Raw genomic sequence first — 13,642 nt, 5'->3', positions numbered from 1 at the left:
CGACGTGAACAGAAGGACGATGGGCAAGGCGGTGCTGGGCCTGGCCGGTGCCGCGGTCGCGCTGAGCGTGGGCATGGGCACCGGTTTGGGGTCCGCCTTCGCGCAGGAGAAGCTGAAGGTCGGGTTCGTCTATGTCGGCCCGGTCAGCGACCACGGCTACAGCTATCAGCACGACCAGGGCCGTCTGGCCGTGGAGAAGGCGCTGGGCGACAAGGTCACCACCACCTTCGTCGAAAACGTGCCGGAAGGCGCCGATGCGGAGCGGGTGATCGAACAGCTGGCCGCCAGCGGCCACAAGCTGATCTTCACCACGTCCTTCGGCTTCATGAACCCGACGCTGAAGGTGGCCAAGCGCCATCCCGAGGTGAAGTTCGAGCACGCCACCGGCTACAAGCGCGCCGAGAACGTCGCCACCTACTCGGGCCGCTTCTACGAGGCCCGCACGGTGGTCGGCGCCATCGCCGGCAAGATGACCAAGTCGAACATCATCGGCTACATCGGCTCCTATCCGATTCCCGAGGTGGTCGGCGGCATCAACGCCTTCACCATCGCGCTGCGCGAGCAGAACCCGAAGGCCGAGGTCCGCGTGGTCTGGGTCAACAGCTGGTACGACCCCGGCAAGGAAGCCGAGGCCGCCAAGGCACTGGCCGACCAGGGTGCCGACATCATCGTCCAGCACACCGACAGCCCGGCGCCGATCCAGACCGCGCAGGAGCGTGGGCTGTGGTCGGTCGGCCAGTCGTCCGACATGACCCGCTTCGGTCCGAAGTCGCACCTGACCGCGATCGTCGAGGACTGGAACGGCTATTACGTCGACCGCGTCAAGGCAGTGCTGGACGGCACCTGGAAGCCGATCGACACCTGGGGCGGCATCAAGACCGGCATGGTCGAGCTGGCGCCCTACAACCCGGCCATCCCGGCCGACGTCGTGAAGCTGGCCGACCAGATCAAGGCAGACATCGTGTCGGGCAAGCGCCACTCCTTCCAGGGCCCGGTCAAGGACCAGTCCGGCAAGGTCGTGATTCCGGAAGGCAAGCACGCCACCGACGAGCAGATCCTGAAGATGGACTGGTACGTCGAAGGCGTGCAGGGCAAGGTTCCGAAGTAAGCGCCGCGATCCCACGCGGCGGACCGGGGGCGCATGCCTCCGGCCCGCCCGCGCGGGTCGGCGATGTGGGCCGATGTGGGGAGGTGGGCGATGGACGGAAGCAGCCTCTACGACAGCGATTTCTACGCCTGGGCGAACGAACAGGCCGCCCTTCTGCGGGCCGGCAAGCTCGACGCGGCGGACATCGAGCACATCGCCGAGGAGATCGAGAGCATGGGGCGCAGCGAAAAGCGTGAACTTGTCAACCGCTTGGTCGTTCTGCTCCTTCATTTGCTGAAATGGCGCTATCAGGCGCCGCTGCGCGGCAATAGCTGGCGCCTCAGCATAGAGGAGCAGCGCTATCGGCTTGCCGCCCATTTGCGCGACAACCCAAGCCTCAAGTCGTCGCTCGCGGAGTCGGTAAAGGACGCATACCGGCTTTCTTTGATTGCGGCCGAACGCGAAACCGGTATTTCGCGACAAGTTTTTCCGGCGGAATGCCCGTGGAGCTTCGCCGAAATGATGGACGAGTCGTTCTGGCCGGAAGTCTGAACGGCGCCTTTCGACGCCGTCCCGCCTTACAGATATTCGCCCAGCAGCCGCAGGAATGGACGCGCTTCCTGCAGGACCAGGATGGTCTGGTGGAACAGGTCCTCGGGCGAGGCGTGGTGTTCCAGGCGGATTTCCGAGAACAGGATGATCTTCTGTCCGCCCTGGACGATGAAGCGGACATGCGGCAGCCCCTCGATCCCGCGCAGGACGGCCAGCAGGGCGCGGCGGCGCTCCGGCGCCTGGGCGGTGTAGGGCACATGGCCGACATCGGCCCAGATCTGGCAGATCGACCCTCCGCCCTCTTCCGCGCCTTCATGCCGGACGGCGACGTTGAAGGGCAGGCCGTCGGCCATGAAGGTCAGCTTGCAGGGGCGGGGCGGCTTGGCGATGCCCAGCACGCCTTCCGGCGTCACCTCGATCGAACCGGGGGTGATGGGCAGGGCGCCGTCCGGCACTTCGGCCAGCGATTGAATGGTCTTCAGATCGGGAACGGACAAGGCGGCACGCTCGGCTTCAGGGGCGACGAAGACGACAGCATGGGCGCCGGCCGCTAAAATTCTGTAAAGGCTCGGAACGCACAGCTAGAATGGCTGTTCGCTGTGGTCTGAAAATACGAAGAAAGCAGGCGATGTCCGCCATCGATACCGTCGTCGTCCCCATCCACCGTGCCGGCTGGCCCTTCATCGCCGGATTCGCCGTGGTTTCCCTGATCCTCGGTCTCGCCGTCTGGGCGCCGCTCGGCTGGATCGGCCTGGTGCTCACCCTGTGGTGCGCCTATTTCTTCCGCGATCCCGACCGGGTGACGCCGACGCGGCCCGGCCTGCTGGTCAGTCCGGCCGACGGGCGGGTCACCATGATCGTCCAGGCCGTCCCGCCCAAGGAGCTGGGCATGGGCGACAAGGCGCTGACCCGGATCAGCGTCTTCCTCAACGTCTTCAACGTCCACGTCAACCGCGTTCCGGCCGACGGCACCATCGTGGCGGCGGAATACCACAAGGGCACCTTCGTCAACGCCGCGCTGGACAAGGCGAGCGACGAGAATGAACGGATGGCCTTCCGCCACCGTCTGCCCGACGGGCGCGAGATCGCCTATGTCCAGATCGCCGGTCTGGTGGCGCGCCGCATCCTATGGTGGGTGAAGGCCGGGCAGGACGTGAAGGCGGGCGAGCGGTTCGGGCTGATCCGATTCGGCAGCCGCACCGACATCTATCTGCCCGACGGCGTCGCTCCGCTGGTCTGCGTCGGACAGACCGCCATCGGCGGCGAGACGATCCTGGCCGATCTGAACGGCACCGAACCGCAGCGGCAGGGGGACGTGCGGCGATGAAACGACCGCCCGTCTTCCGCCAGCAGATCTTCCGCCCGCACCGGGCCCGCCGTCCCGGCCGGCCGCATCCGCGGCTGAAAGGGCTGTCGATCAACCACCTGTTGCCGAACGTCCTGACGGTGCTGGCGCTCTGCTCCGGCCTGACGGCGATCCGATTCGCCATGCAGGGGCGGTGGGAGCCGGCGGTCATCGCCATCGTCATCGCCGCGATCCTGGATGCGCTCGACGGACGCATCGCCCGTCTGCTGAACGGGCAGAGCAAGTTCGGGGCGGAGCTGGACAGCCTGTCCGACGCCATCAGCTTCGGCGTCGCACCGGCCTTCATGATGTATCTGTGGGGGCTGAACGGGGCGGGCAGCCTGGGCTGGATCGCCGCCATGGCCTATGCCGTGTGCTGTGCGCTGCGTCTGGCGCGCTTCAACTCGCGTCTCGGCGTGGTCGATCTGCCGCCCTGGGCCTACAACTACTTCACCGGCGTGCCGGCGCCGGCCGGTGCCGGCCTTGTGCTGCTGCCGATGATCCTGGGATTCGAGATCGGGCCGCAGTATCCCGGCCACCCGGCGGTCATCGTGCCGTGGACTCTGCTGATCGGCGGGCTGATGGTCAGCACCCTGCCGACCTTCTCCTTCAAGGGTGCACGGGTTCCGGCCCACTGGGTGGTGCCGGCGCTGGCCGGTGTCGGTCTGCTGGCGGCGATGATGGTCAGCCAGCCCTGGTGGACCCTGTCGATCGTCGGGACCGTCTATATGGTCAGCCTGCCGTTCTCCATCGGCCAGTTCCGCAAGCTGCAGCGCGCCGCGGAACTAATGCGCACGGAGATCGAAGAGCCGGCTTCCGAGTCGCAGTCTTCCGAGTCGCCGGAGTCGCAGGCCGCCGCAGCCACGGCCCCCGAGGATGAGCCAAGGAAGCCGGTCTGACCGGCTTCCTGCTGTCTCATTCCGCCGCAGCCAATTCCGCCACCAGCTCGGCCGCCGATCCGGTGGCGGCCAGTTCGGCGACGGTGACCCGCGCCACCATCGGGATCTGTCCCAGGCAACGGCCGATGTGGTCGGTTTCCCCTTGCGGCAGGTCGCCGACCTCCATGGAGATGGCGAGCGTATCGTCGGTCAGCCGGCTGTGCAGGGCCAGCGGGACCAGCCCGCGCTTGGCGACGTATTCGAGGATGCGGGGCAGGGTGCCCGGATCGGCGTCGGCGACCAGCGAAAAGGCGACGCGGCGGCCGGGCGCGGTAACGCGCGCATCCGAAGCGGACGCGGCAACGGTGTTCATGGTCTTGGACATGGCGTGATCGAGCCTTCAGGCGGTTCTGCGGAATGGACGAGCGAAATCCCCGGCTCTCAAAGGAGAACCGGGCCGCTAATTCGCAGAATGCCGTCGAAGGGATGCACGTTCATGGACGGGAGCCTAAGCGCCCATTCGCCCACAGTCAACAGGGGTGAACTCGCCGAACGGTCGAGGGCGTCGCGTTCGGGGAACGCCGGAGGAGCACTCCTCTCCCTTGGTGGTGGCAAGCGGTCACGTTCGAGCAGGACAGGAACAAAGTCCAGGGGATGCCGTTCAGGTTCCGCTTGTCCGTCACAAATACTCCACCGGAAGGGAGAAGGCCATGCTCGGCACAATTCTGCTCATCATCCTGATTCTGCTGCTTCTGGGTGCCGTTCCGGCCTGGCCGCACAGCCGTGGCTGGGGATATGGTCCCAGCGGCATCCTCGGCGTGCTGCTGATCGTTCTGATCGTTCTGCTGCTGATGGGCCGGATCTGATCCCCAGCCCATTTGCGTGATGCTATCTGCCGGATGCGCGGCGGGGCCGGCGGAGTGCGAACATCAGCCATCCGACCGGCCCCAGCATCAGCACCATCACAAGCCAGCCGGCGCGCGGTCCGAAGGGGCAGCGCGACCCGGCCGGCGGACGCCAGCCACCGCCGCGGCGCGACAGCGCCACATGCAGCAGCGGCAGCCCGTACAGGGCGAACAGCACCAGCCAGGGGATCAGGGTCCCAGGAACCCAGGTGGAGAGATCGGCGTTCATCGCCCGACGATAGCATCATTCCCAGACCTGTTGCGACGGATCGTCACGTCATAGTACGCGGGCATCCAGTCTCGGTTGCGCTGCACACACGGCAACGAGGTTGAAGCCGGTAGGGACTTTCGGCTAGGGTCGTCGGCGAGTTCGTCCGAAGGGCCTAGCCATGGCACTGGAAATCGAGCGGCGCTTTCTGGTCCGCAAGGATGTCCGGCATCTCTGCCGGGATGGCGTCCGAATCCTCCAGGGATACCTGCCGTCCGACGGCGCCAGCACGGTTCGCGTTCGAATTGCGGAAGATCGCGCCACTTTGACCATCAAATCGCTGAAGCGCGGCGCCTGCCGGGACGAGGTGGAACACCCTCTGGCATTGGAGTTCGCCTGCCAACTCCTGCTGCTTGGCTGCGAAGGGCGGGTGATCGAAAAGACGCGCTACCGTCACTGCCAGGACGGGCTGTGCTGGGAGATCGACGTCTTCCACGGCGAGAATGCCGGGCTGATCATCGCGGAAGTCGAACTGGACTCGCCCGACCAGATGGTGCCGCTGCCGGACTGGATCGGCGCGGAGGTCACCACCCTGCGCGCCTACGGCAACTCCGCCCTCTCCCGCGCCCCTATCCGGCGCTGGTCGGCGGCCGCGGCCTGACGACGGGGACGTGGGGCGTGCGGCTCCGCTGCCGCACGCCTCCCAAGAAATTCAGGCTCAAAGGGTCAGGCCGTCCGTACTTTGTTCAGGAATCCCTGGACCTCGCCGCGCAGGCGGTCGGCCTGGGTGGCGAGCGTGCGGCTGGCGTCCAGGACCGCATCGGCGGCGCCGCCGGTCTTGGTGGCGGCGGTGGTCACCTCGGCGATGTTGCGCATCACCTGCTGGGTGCCTTCGGCCGCCTGCTGGACATTCTGGGCGATCTCGCGGGTGGCGCTGCCCTGCTGCTCCATCTCCTGGGCGATGTCGGTGACGGTGCCGCTGATGGCGGTGACCGCTTCGGAGATCGTGCGGATGGCGTCGACCGCGCTGGTGGTGGCGGTCTGCATCTCCGCGACCTGGGCGGAGATTTCCTCGGTCGCCTTGGCGGTCTGGCCGGCGAGGTTCTTCACCTCGGTCGCCACCACGGCGAAGCCCTTGCCGGCCTCGCCGGCGCGGGCGGCCTCGATGGTGGCGTTGAGCGCCAGCAGGTTGGTCTGCTCGGCAATCTCGCCGATCAGGCCGACGACCTGGCCGATCCGCTCGGCGGCGAGCGACAGCCCTTCGACGATGCTGTTGGTCTGCACCGCCTTGTCGGCGGCCCCCGAGGCGGTGGCGGAACTGGCGTTGAGCTGGCGGGAGATCTCGGCGATGGACGCCGACAGCTCCTCCGCCGCCGCCGCCACCGTCTGCACGTTGGCGGTGGCCTGCTGCGAGGCCGTGGCGACGGCCGTCGACTTCGCCGTGGTCAGCGCCGCATCGGACGACATCTCCTGAGCATCCCGGCCCAGCGAGGTGGCCGATTCGGTCAGCGACATGACGACGCCCGACACCGCCTGTTCGAAGCCGTTGGCGAACTCGTTCATCGTGCGGCGGCGGTCTGCGTCGATCTGGACACGCATCTCCTCCCGCTCGCGCTCCATACGCCTCATCTCCAGGGCGTTGTCCTTGAAGATGGTCATGGCGGCGGCCATGTTGCGCAGCTCGTCCTTGCGGTCGCCGCCGGGAACGTCGACCGTCAGGTCGCCTTCGGCCAGCCGGCCCATGGCGCCGGTCATGGCGTGCAGCGGGTGGGTGATGGCGCGGTCGATGATCCAGGCCATCAACATGCCAAGGACCAGCGCCACGGCGGCCCCCACCGCGATCACCATTCCGGCGCTGGCGCGCCCGGCTTCACGGTCGTCGCGCTGCAAGGCGACCAGCCGGCCGACCTGCCCGCTGACCGTCGCGGACGCCTTGGCCATCGCCGCCGATGCCTCGTGCTGCTTGGCGACGGCGGACGACAGCGAGGCGAATTCCGAGTCGAATGCCCGCGCGGCTTCGGTGATGGCGGCGATCAGTGCCCGCCCTTCCTGGTCGACCAGCACGGCGCCGGCCTGTTCGGCAAGCTCCAGGATCTCCTTCACCGCGGTGTCGGCCAAGGACTTCGCGTCGGCCGTGCCGGTCAGCAGGAAATCGCGCTGGCCCAGCATCGCCGATTGGGCGCCCTGCACCAGCCGCATCGCCAGACCGCGCAGCATCACCGCCTCGTTCACCTCGCTCTGGGCGTATTTGGAGGCCTCGCTCAGGGCTTCGGTCACCATTGCCTGGTTCTGCTGCAACTCCACCGCACGGTCCTGCACACCGCGCGCGGCCTCGTCGAGCCCGGTGGCCACCCCGGCCTCGGTGAGCGCCGCGATGCCCTTGCCGCGCAGAGCCTTGACGGTGTCGCGATAGGCGCGGGAATCGCCGGCGATCCGGGCGGCCAGTTCCTCGTCATTGGTGCCGACAAGGTCCTTGGCGACCGTGTCGGTGGTCTGGACCAGTTCGTCCAGCGCCGCCACGATGCGGTCGGCCAGTGCCTCGTCCGCATTGCGGCGGAGTTCGCTCTGCTGGCGCCGGACCTCCAGCACCCGTTCGATCACCCGGTTCGCGCGCTCGGCCGTGTCCATGCTGTGGCGCAGCTCGGTATCGGCGTCGCGCTTGCTGGTCATGTTCAGGTCATAGCGCTCGGACTGCTGCTTGCCGATCTTCTCGGCGATGTCGCGCAGCGCGCGGGCGCGGGTCTCCATGCTGGCGGTGCGGGCGTGCGCCTCGCCGTCCTGCGCGACGAAATTGGCAAAGGCGGCACGGTAGCCGTCGATGCCCGACAGAACCTCGTCTAGCAGACGCCGGCCCTCGCCCTCGGTCAGGGCGGCACGGGTTTCCTGCGCTTCGGTCTGCAGGGCGTCCAGCATGCCCGGAACATTGGCCGCGGCCTTGGCATCGCGTTCGGTGACGAAGCGCGCCTCCTCCAGCCGGACCGACTTCAACCGGGTGTCGAGGTCGGCGGTGTGTGACGCCAAATCGACCCGCTCGGCATAGGTGCTCAGGCTGTTCCAGCCGACGAACGCCACGCCAACGGTCAGCAGCAGCACGGCGGCGAAGCCAAGCGCGATCCGCGTTCCGATCGTCATGGATTTTGGACTCCCCGATGGCATCGCCTGTGCGGCGATCCTTTTCTCCCGATCATTGGGACGATTGAACCACAGCTCGGTTAACGTCCGGTTTGATTCAGGTCAGGGAACCCACTTATTTCAGAAGCGGTCGGGCATCCACGAGGGTGCGCCGCAAAATATGCGGTGCAAACGGTCGATCATCTTTTCTTCACCATGAAGCAAACCGGCTCTCCACAATGAACGAGCGCTTGCATGCCCTGTGAACAGACTGGCGAAGGCGGAGACGCCCAGGCGGATCGGCGGGTCAATGACTTGCTCTGTTTCGGAGATGTTGCCCCTGGATTGAGCAACCTCAAGGTGATATTTCCCGCAACTATCGTGGATTAAATTATCTTTTATCTCAAAAGTGGCAGATTCCACCAAGCCGGCCGGATAGCCGCGCGCCTTCAGCGCCAAGGTAATATTCAGTGAGCGAGCCAGCCACTCCTCGCGCAGGTCCAGCGTCACGCCGTCACCGGCCATCAGCGCCAGCGTGTCGTCGGGACCGCCGCGCCAAGTCACCCAGTCGACCTGGGCGCGGAAACCGGCCAGCAGGGCCATGGCCGGCTCCAGCGCCCGCGGCGAGGGCAGGCAGGCATCCGCGACGGCCAGACGCCCGTCCTGAGGCGGTGTCACTGCGATATAGCCGTCGTCATTACTGAAGAGGTCGGCCGGTTCGCCATCGGGGCAGAGGGCGAGCGTCCACAGCGCCTCCGTCCGTTCCGGCAGGCCGTTCCTTTCCGCCAGCATCGGCCGGCGGAGCATCGCCAGCGGCACGGCATCGAGCGGATCCGCGGGCAAAAGGGAAGTCGCGGTCGCTCCGGCCCGTGCGAAGGCCAGCGGCGGAGCGCTCCAGCGGCATGTGACACCGCCGCGGCCGAAGCCGAGTCGCTGATAGAAGGGAAGGGTTGCCGGGCAGAGGACCGACAGCGCCGCCCCGGCATTCCGCCCCTCCATCATCAGGGCCCGCATCAGCGCACTGCCATGGCCGGCGCCACGCAGGGCCGGGTCGACCGCCACCATGGCGATGGCCTGCACCGGAACCGGGCGCCCGCCGAACCACTGGTCCATCATCCAGTGCGCGGCACAGGCAGCCAGTATGGTGCCCGAGCCCCGTGGAACTCTCAGGACGCGGATGCTGTCGATGCCGAACAGCCCGGCATAGCGGTCGAACAGATCGCGGGAAAGCCCGAATCCGAGCCGAGCGAGACGTGCGACGGCGCTCAGTTCGTTGGGATGGGCCGGGCCGTACCCGTGATGTGGAGCGGGGAGGTAGACGGCCGTCCTCCGCTCATTCGGCGGCGGGCGGGACCGCGGCGACGCGGGTCGGGATCAGCGCGGCAAGGATCCGCGATTGCTCGTCCAGGCGGCCTTCCATCCGGCTGATGCGTTCGCCCTGATTGTGGACTGTGACCTGAAGATCTTTGAGGCGGTGGTCTATGCCGTCAAGGCGCTGGTCGACGCCATCAAGCTGCTGCTCCACCCTGTCGAGACGCTGTTCCACCCTGTCGAGACGTTGCTCTACACGGTCAAGGCGCTGTTCCACCCGCTCAAACTTCCCGTCGAAGTGGGTTTTCAGGTCCAGAATCGCGTTTAGAACTTCGGCATTGTTCGACATGCACGCCTCCGCAGGAATGATAGCGCAACAGCGCGGGCGGCGACAAGGTAAGCGGAGAGTGCCGCCGTGCGGAAGAAATGTCACTCAAACGTGTGCATTTGTCGCGCTTCTCAACCTGGTTGCCGCCCATCCGGCCGCCTCGCGCACAACGTCGCTGCCGTCCTCGCGTAGAGCTTCGGCGACCGGGCGCAGCGCCGGATCGCCGCTGTTGCCGATGGCGACCAGCACGTTGCGGACGAAGCGGTCGCGGCCGATGCGCTTGATGGGGGAGCCGCTGAACACCTGCCGGAATCCGGCATCGTCCAGTTGGGCCAGATCGGCCAGTCTCGGCGCGGTCAGTTCGGCGCGCGGCAGGAAGGCGGGCTCGACCGTTGCGCGGGCGAACTTGTTCCAGGGACAGGCGGCCAGACAATCGTCGCAGCCATAGATGCGGTTGCCCATCAGCGGCTTGAGGTCGTCGGGGATCGGCCCCTTGTGCTCGATGGTCAGGTAGCTGATGCAGCGCCGGGCGTCGATCTGGTAGGGCGCCGGAAAGGCGGCGGTCGGGCAGGCGGTCTGGCAGCGGTCGCAGGAGCCGCAACGGTCGCGGGCCGGCGGATCGGGCGGCAGATCCAGCGTCGTATAGATCTCGCCCAAAAACAGCCAGGAGCCATGGTCGCGCGACACCAGATTGGTGTGCTTGCCCTGCCATCCCAGCCCGGCCTGCGCCGCCAGCGGCTTTTCCATCACCGGCGCGGTGTCGACGAACACCTTCACCCCAGCCTTGGTCTGGTGGGCCAGCCATTGCGCCAGAGTCTTCAGCCGCCCCTTGATCAGGTCGTGATAGTCGCGGTTGCGGGCATAGACGGAGACGATGCCGCGGTCAGGGTGCTCCGCCAGCCGGCGCGGGTCGTCATGGGGGGCGTAGCTGGTGCCCAGCGCGATGACGGTGCGCGCCTCGTCCCACAGGGACTGCGGATGGCTGCGCTGGTCGCTGCGCTCGGCCATCCATCCCATGTCGCCGTGCCGTCCCTCGGCGACGAAGCGGGCAAGGCGCTCGCGCGCCTCCGGACCCAGCGCGGCGGGGGCGAAGCCCACCGCGTCGAATCCCACTGCCAGCGCACGGTCGCGGATGGACTCCCGCAGCCGCGCCGGGTCGGAGGGCAAGGTGCCGGTCTTAGCCGCGGCCACGGTAGGTCGGAACGTCCTGCGACGGGATCCAGACGCCCTTCGGCGGCTCTCCGGTCTGGAAGAACACGTCGATGGGAATGCCGCCGCGGGGATACCAGTAGCCGCCGATGCGCAGCCACACCGGCGACAGCTCGTCCACCAGCCGCTTGCCGATGCCGACCGTGCAGGCCTCGTGGAAGGCGCCGTGGTTGCGGAAACTGGTCAGGAACAGCTTGAGCGACTTGGATTCGACCAGCCAGTCGCCCGGCACGTAATCGATCATCAGATGGGCGAAGTCCGGCTGGCCTGTGATCGGGCAGAGCGAGGTGAACTCCGGCGCGGTGAAGCGCACGCAGTAGAGATCGCCGGGGTTCGGATTCGGCACCCGCTCCAGCACCGCCTCTTCCGGCGTCTTCGGTTGGACGGTGGAGCCGCCGAGCTGGGTCAGGCCGGCATAGATGTTCTCACTCATCGGTCTTTTCCTCCGCCACCCGCTCGGCTTTGGGCGGGCGGCCTTGCTTCGGCGGCTTGCCGGGCTTGGCGATGGGGTCCACGGTCGCTTCGATGTCGCCTTCGTTCATGCGGGCTTCCATCGCACTTGCGACCTCCTCGAAATTGCCGGCCTCGATGGCCTGCCGCATCGTCCGCATCACGTCCTGGTAGTAATGCAGGTTGTGCCAGGTCAGCAGCATCGGACCCAGCATCTCGTCCGCCTTGAACAGATGATGCAGATAGCCCCGGCTGTAGCTGCGGCAAGCGGGGCAGGTGCACTCGGCGTCGAGCGGACGCTCGTCGTGGGCATGGCGGGCGTTGCGGATGTTGATGGTGCCGCGGCGGACGAAGGCTTGGCCGGTGCGGCCCGAGCGGGTCGGCATCACGCAGTCGAACATGTCGACGCCGCGCCGCACCGCGCCGATCAGATCGCTCGGCCGGCCGACGCCCATCAGGTAGCGCGGGCGGTCCTTGACCATCAGCGGTTCGGTGAAGTCGAGCACCCGGAACATCGTCTCCTGGCCCTCGCCGACCGCCAGCCCGCCGATGGCGTAGCCGTCGAAGCCGATGTCGCTCAGGGCGGCGACGCTCTCGGCCCGCAATTCGGGATAGACGCTGCCCTGGACGATGCCGAACAGGCCGTAGCCCGGCCGCTCGACGAATGCGTCCTTGCTGCGACGCGCCCAGCGCATCGACAGGCGCATGGAGGATTCCGCCTGCGCCTCGGTCGCCGGGAATGGCGTGCACTCGTCCAGGCACATGGTGATGTTGCTGTCCAGCATGTGCTGGATCTGGATGGAGCGTTCCGGCGTCAGGTGATGGCGGCTGCCGTCCAGATGGGATTTGAAGGTGACGCCCTCCTCCGACATGGTGCGCAGGTCGGACAGGCTCATCACCTGGAAGCCGCCGCTGTCGGTCAGGATCGGCTTGTCCCAGTTCATGAAGCGGTGCAGGCCGCCCAGCTGCGCCACCCGCTCCGCCGTCGGGCGCAGCATCAGGTGATAGGTGTTGCCGAGCAGGATCTCCGCCCCGGTCGAGGCGACCGCGTCGGTGGTCATCGCCTTCACCGTCGCCGCGGTTCCGACCGGCATGAAGGCCGGCGTCTCGATGGTGCCGTGGGCGGTGGTGACGCGGCCGCGCCGCGCCCGCCCGTCGGTCGCCAGAAGGTCAAAGCCGATGCCGGTCATGATGGGTCCGTCCTGTGCAGCAGCGAGGCGTCGCCGTAGCTGAAGAAGCGATAGTTGGTGTCGATGGCGTGCCCATAGGCCGCCCGCATGCGGTCATAGCCGGCGAAGGCGCAGACCAGCATGAACAGGGTCGATTTCGGCAGGTGGAAGTTGGTCCACAGCAGATCGACGATGCGGAAACGGTAGCCGGGGGTGATGAAGATGTCGGTGTCGCCGCTGAAGGGGACCAGCGTCCCGTCCTCGCGCCCTGCCGTCTCCAGGATGCGCAGCGCCGTGGTGCCGACCGAGACGATCCGGCCGCCGGCCTTGCGCGTCTCGTTCACCGCAGCGGCGGTCTCGGCTGAGATCTCGCCCCACTCGCTGTGCATCTTGTGGTCGGCGATGTCGTCGACCTTCACCGGCAGGAAGGTGCCGGCGCCGACATGCAGCGTCACCGGCACCCGTCGCACCCCGCGTTCGTCCAGCGCGGCCAGAAGTTCGGGCGTGAAGTGCAGGCCGGCGGTGGGGGCGGCGACGGCGCCCTCGCGGGCGGCGAAGACGGTCTGGTAATCGGCGTTGTCGCCCTCGTCGGACTTGCGGCGGATATAGGGCGGCAGCGGCATCCGGCCATGGCGGTGCAGCGCCTCCATCAGCTCCGCCCCGCCGGCGGAGAAGCGCAGCCGCACCTCCATCCCGTCCTTGGCGATCACCTCGGCGCTGAAGTCATCCGCTATGACGATGGTGTCGCCGGGCTTCAGCCGCTTGCCGGGCTTGGAGAAGGTCGCCCATTCCCGCTCGCCCAGCCGCTTGTGCAGCGTGATCTCCACCGCCACCTCGCCGCGCCGGCCGTCGAGCCGGGCGGGGATGACGCGGGTGTCGTTGACGACCATCAGGTCGCCCGGCTGCAGCAGCGTCGGCAGGTCCCGCACGATGAAGTCGCGCAAGGTCGGGCCAACCTCCAGCAGGCGGGCGGCGTCACGCGGCCGGACGGGATGCTCGGCGATCCGGTCGGGCGGCAGGTCGAAGTCGAAATCGGCGGTCTTCATGGGAGGGGCAAGCTATAGACTGAACCGGTTTTATTGGGAAGGG

General features: G+C 67.3%; 16 protein-coding genes. 6 read left to right on the top strand and 10 right to left on the bottom strand.

Going from position 1 to position 13,642, the window contains the following annotated elements:
• Positions 1 to 19 precede the first annotated feature (19 nt).
• Together PWS46_RS09310 and PWS46_RS09305 are read left to right on the top strand one after the other, a co-directional pair.
• Positions 20 to 1,108 carry a BMP family ABC transporter substrate-binding protein gene (locus tag PWS46_RS09310; RefSeq protein ID WP_434619958.1) on the top strand — a complete coding sequence of 363 codons (1,089 nt, stop codon included), beginning with the start codon at positions 20 to 22 and terminating at the stop codon, positions 1,106 to 1,108.
• A gap of 90 nt (positions 1,109 to 1,198) precedes the next feature.
• The gene (locus PWS46_RS09305) at positions 1,199 to 1,639 is read left to right on the top strand and encodes a DUF29 domain-containing protein (protein ID WP_434614129.1); all 441 of its coding nucleotides are present in this window, start codon (positions 1,199 to 1,201) and stop codon (positions 1,637 to 1,639) included.
• Between the two features lie 26 nt (positions 1,640 to 1,665).
• Here PWS46_RS09305 and PWS46_RS09300 read toward each other — a convergent pair whose 3' ends face one another.
• On the bottom strand, positions 1,666 to 2,136 hold the full coding sequence (locus tag PWS46_RS09300; RefSeq protein ID WP_434614126.1) for a hypothetical protein: 471 nt from the start codon (positions 2,134 to 2,136) through the stop codon (positions 1,666 to 1,668).
• Between the two features lie 131 nt (positions 2,137 to 2,267).
• Here PWS46_RS09300 and PWS46_RS09295 point away from each other — a divergent pair, with 131 nt between their 5' ends.
• Both PWS46_RS09295 and PWS46_RS09290 read left to right on the top strand, forming a co-directional pair.
• Positions 2,268 to 2,966, top strand: a complete 699-nt coding sequence (locus tag PWS46_RS09295) for a phosphatidylserine decarboxylase (RefSeq protein WP_247871187.1) — start codon at positions 2,268 to 2,270, stop codon at positions 2,964 to 2,966.
• Positions 2,963 to 3,883 carry a CDP-alcohol phosphatidyltransferase family protein gene (locus PWS46_RS09290; RefSeq protein WP_434614122.1) on the top strand — a complete coding sequence of 307 codons (921 nt, stop codon included), beginning with the start codon at positions 2,963 to 2,965 and terminating at the stop codon, positions 3,881 to 3,883. Before PWS46_RS09295 ends, PWS46_RS09290 begins: the two co-directional genes overlap by 4 nt.
• Positions 3,884 to 3,899: 16 nt before the next feature.
• Here PWS46_RS09290 and PWS46_RS09285 read toward each other — a convergent pair whose 3' ends face one another.
• The gene (locus PWS46_RS09285) at positions 3,900 to 4,247 is read right to left on the bottom strand and encodes a hypothetical protein (protein ID WP_434614119.1); all 348 of its coding nucleotides are present in this window, start codon (positions 4,245 to 4,247) and stop codon (positions 3,900 to 3,902) included.
• A gap of 325 nt (positions 4,248 to 4,572) precedes the next feature.
• Between PWS46_RS09285 and PWS46_RS09280 the strand changes: the two genes are divergently transcribed.
• Complete coding sequence (locus PWS46_RS09280; RefSeq protein ID WP_082860756.1) at positions 4,573 to 4,728, top strand: DUF3309 family protein; 156 nt, start codon at positions 4,573 to 4,575, stop codon at positions 4,726 to 4,728.
• Positions 4,729 to 4,750: 22 nt separating this feature from the next.
• On the opposite strand, the gene PWS46_RS09275 is transcribed toward PWS46_RS09280, so the two are convergent.
• Positions 4,751 to 4,996: a hypothetical protein gene (locus PWS46_RS09275; RefSeq protein WP_434614115.1), complete on the bottom strand. Its 246-nt coding sequence runs from the start codon at positions 4,994 to 4,996 to the stop codon at positions 4,751 to 4,753.
• Positions 4,997 to 5,156: 160 nt separating this feature from the next.
• Between PWS46_RS09275 and PWS46_RS09270 the strand changes: the two genes are divergently transcribed.
• A complete protein-coding gene (locus PWS46_RS09270; protein WP_434614112.1) occupies positions 5,157 to 5,636 on the top strand; it encodes a CYTH domain-containing protein in 480 nt (159 codons plus the stop codon).
• A 65-nt stretch (positions 5,637 to 5,701) separates the two neighbouring features.
• On the opposite strand, the gene PWS46_RS09265 is transcribed toward PWS46_RS09270, so the two are convergent.
• From PWS46_RS09265 to queA, 7 genes are all read right to left on the bottom strand, one after another.
• Entirely contained in the window at positions 5,702 to 8,107 is a 2,406-nt protein-coding gene (locus PWS46_RS09265) for a methyl-accepting chemotaxis protein (RefSeq protein WP_434614109.1), read from the bottom strand.
• 120 nt (positions 8,108 to 8,227) lie between these two features.
• Positions 8,228 to 9,355: a GNAT family N-acetyltransferase gene (locus tag PWS46_RS09260; RefSeq protein ID WP_434619955.1), complete on the bottom strand. Its 1,128-nt coding sequence runs from the start codon at positions 9,353 to 9,355 to the stop codon at positions 8,228 to 8,230.
• 64 nt (positions 9,356 to 9,419) lie between these two features.
• Complete coding sequence (locus PWS46_RS09255; protein WP_434614106.1) at positions 9,420 to 9,746, bottom strand: hypothetical protein; 327 nt, start codon at positions 9,744 to 9,746, stop codon at positions 9,420 to 9,422.
• 84 nt (positions 9,747 to 9,830) lie between these two features.
• The gene (gene queG / locus PWS46_RS09250) at positions 9,831 to 10,916 is read right to left on the bottom strand and encodes a tRNA epoxyqueuosine(34) reductase QueG (RefSeq protein WP_434614103.1); all 1,086 of its coding nucleotides are present in this window, start codon (positions 10,914 to 10,916) and stop codon (positions 9,831 to 9,833) included.
• Entirely contained in the window at positions 10,903 to 11,367 is a 465-nt protein-coding gene (gene queF / locus PWS46_RS09245) for a preQ(1) synthase (protein WP_434614100.1), read from the bottom strand. The genes queG and queF overlap by 14 nt, the downstream gene beginning before the upstream one ends.
• On the bottom strand, positions 11,360 to 12,574 hold the full coding sequence (tgt, locus tag PWS46_RS09240; protein WP_434614097.1) for a tRNA guanosine(34) transglycosylase Tgt: 1,215 nt from the start codon (positions 12,572 to 12,574) through the stop codon (positions 11,360 to 11,362). Before tgt ends, queF begins: the two co-directional genes overlap by 8 nt.
• Entirely contained in the window at positions 12,571 to 13,599 is a 1,029-nt protein-coding gene (gene queA / locus PWS46_RS09235) for a tRNA preQ1(34) S-adenosylmethionine ribosyltransferase-isomerase QueA (protein ID WP_434614095.1), read from the bottom strand. The genes tgt and queA overlap by 4 nt, the downstream gene beginning before the upstream one ends.
• Positions 13,600 to 13,642 lie beyond the last annotated feature (43 nt).

This window comes from Azospirillum sp. B2RO_4 (assembly GCF_051124815.1).
Taxonomy (GTDB): Bacteria; Pseudomonadota; Alphaproteobacteria; order Azospirillales; family Azospirillaceae; genus Azospirillum.
Note: the sequence above shows the minus strand (reverse complement) of the source record. Positions and strands in the feature narration are given on the sequence as shown.

Coding starts and splice junctions, on each gene's coding strand:
- PWS46_RS09310 (WP_434619958.1), top strand. CDS start 20: ATGGGCAAGGCGGTGCTGGGCCTGGCCGGTGCCGCGGTCGCGCTGAGC.
- PWS46_RS09305 (WP_434614129.1), top strand. CDS start 1,199: ATGGACGGAAGCAGCCTCTACGACAGCGATTTCTACGCCTGGGCGAAC.
- PWS46_RS09295 (WP_247871187.1), top strand. CDS start 2,268: ATGTCCGCCATCGATACCGTCGTCGTCCCCATCCACCGTGCCGGCTGG.
- PWS46_RS09290 (WP_434614122.1), top strand. CDS start 2,963: ATGAAACGACCGCCCGTCTTCCGCCAGCAGATCTTCCGCCCGCACCGG.
- PWS46_RS09285 (WP_434614119.1), bottom strand. CDS start 4,247: ATGTCCAAGACCATGAACACCGTTGCCGCGTCCGCTTCGGATGCGCGC.
- PWS46_RS09280 (WP_082860756.1), top strand. CDS start 4,573: ATGCTCGGCACAATTCTGCTCATCATCCTGATTCTGCTGCTTCTGGGT.
- PWS46_RS09275 (WP_434614115.1), bottom strand. CDS start 4,996: ATGAACGCCGATCTCTCCACCTGGGTTCCTGGGACCCTGATCCCCTGG.
- PWS46_RS09270 (WP_434614112.1), top strand. CDS start 5,157: ATGGCACTGGAAATCGAGCGGCGCTTTCTGGTCCGCAAGGATGTCCGG.
- PWS46_RS09265 (WP_434614109.1), bottom strand. CDS start 8,107: ATGACGATCGGAACGCGGATCGCGCTTGGCTTCGCCGCCGTGCTGCTG.
- PWS46_RS09255 (WP_434614106.1), bottom strand. CDS start 9,746: ATGTCGAACAATGCCGAAGTTCTAAACGCGATTCTGGACCTGAAAACC.
- queF (WP_434614100.1), bottom strand. CDS start 11,367: ATGAGTGAGAACATCTATGCCGGCCTGACCCAGCTCGGCGGCTCCACC.
- tgt (WP_434614097.1), bottom strand. CDS start 12,574: ATGACCGGCATCGGCTTTGACCTTCTGGCGACCGACGGGCGGGCGCGG.
- queA (WP_434614095.1), bottom strand. CDS start 13,599: ATGAAGACCGCCGATTTCGACTTCGACCTGCCGCCCGACCGGATCGCC.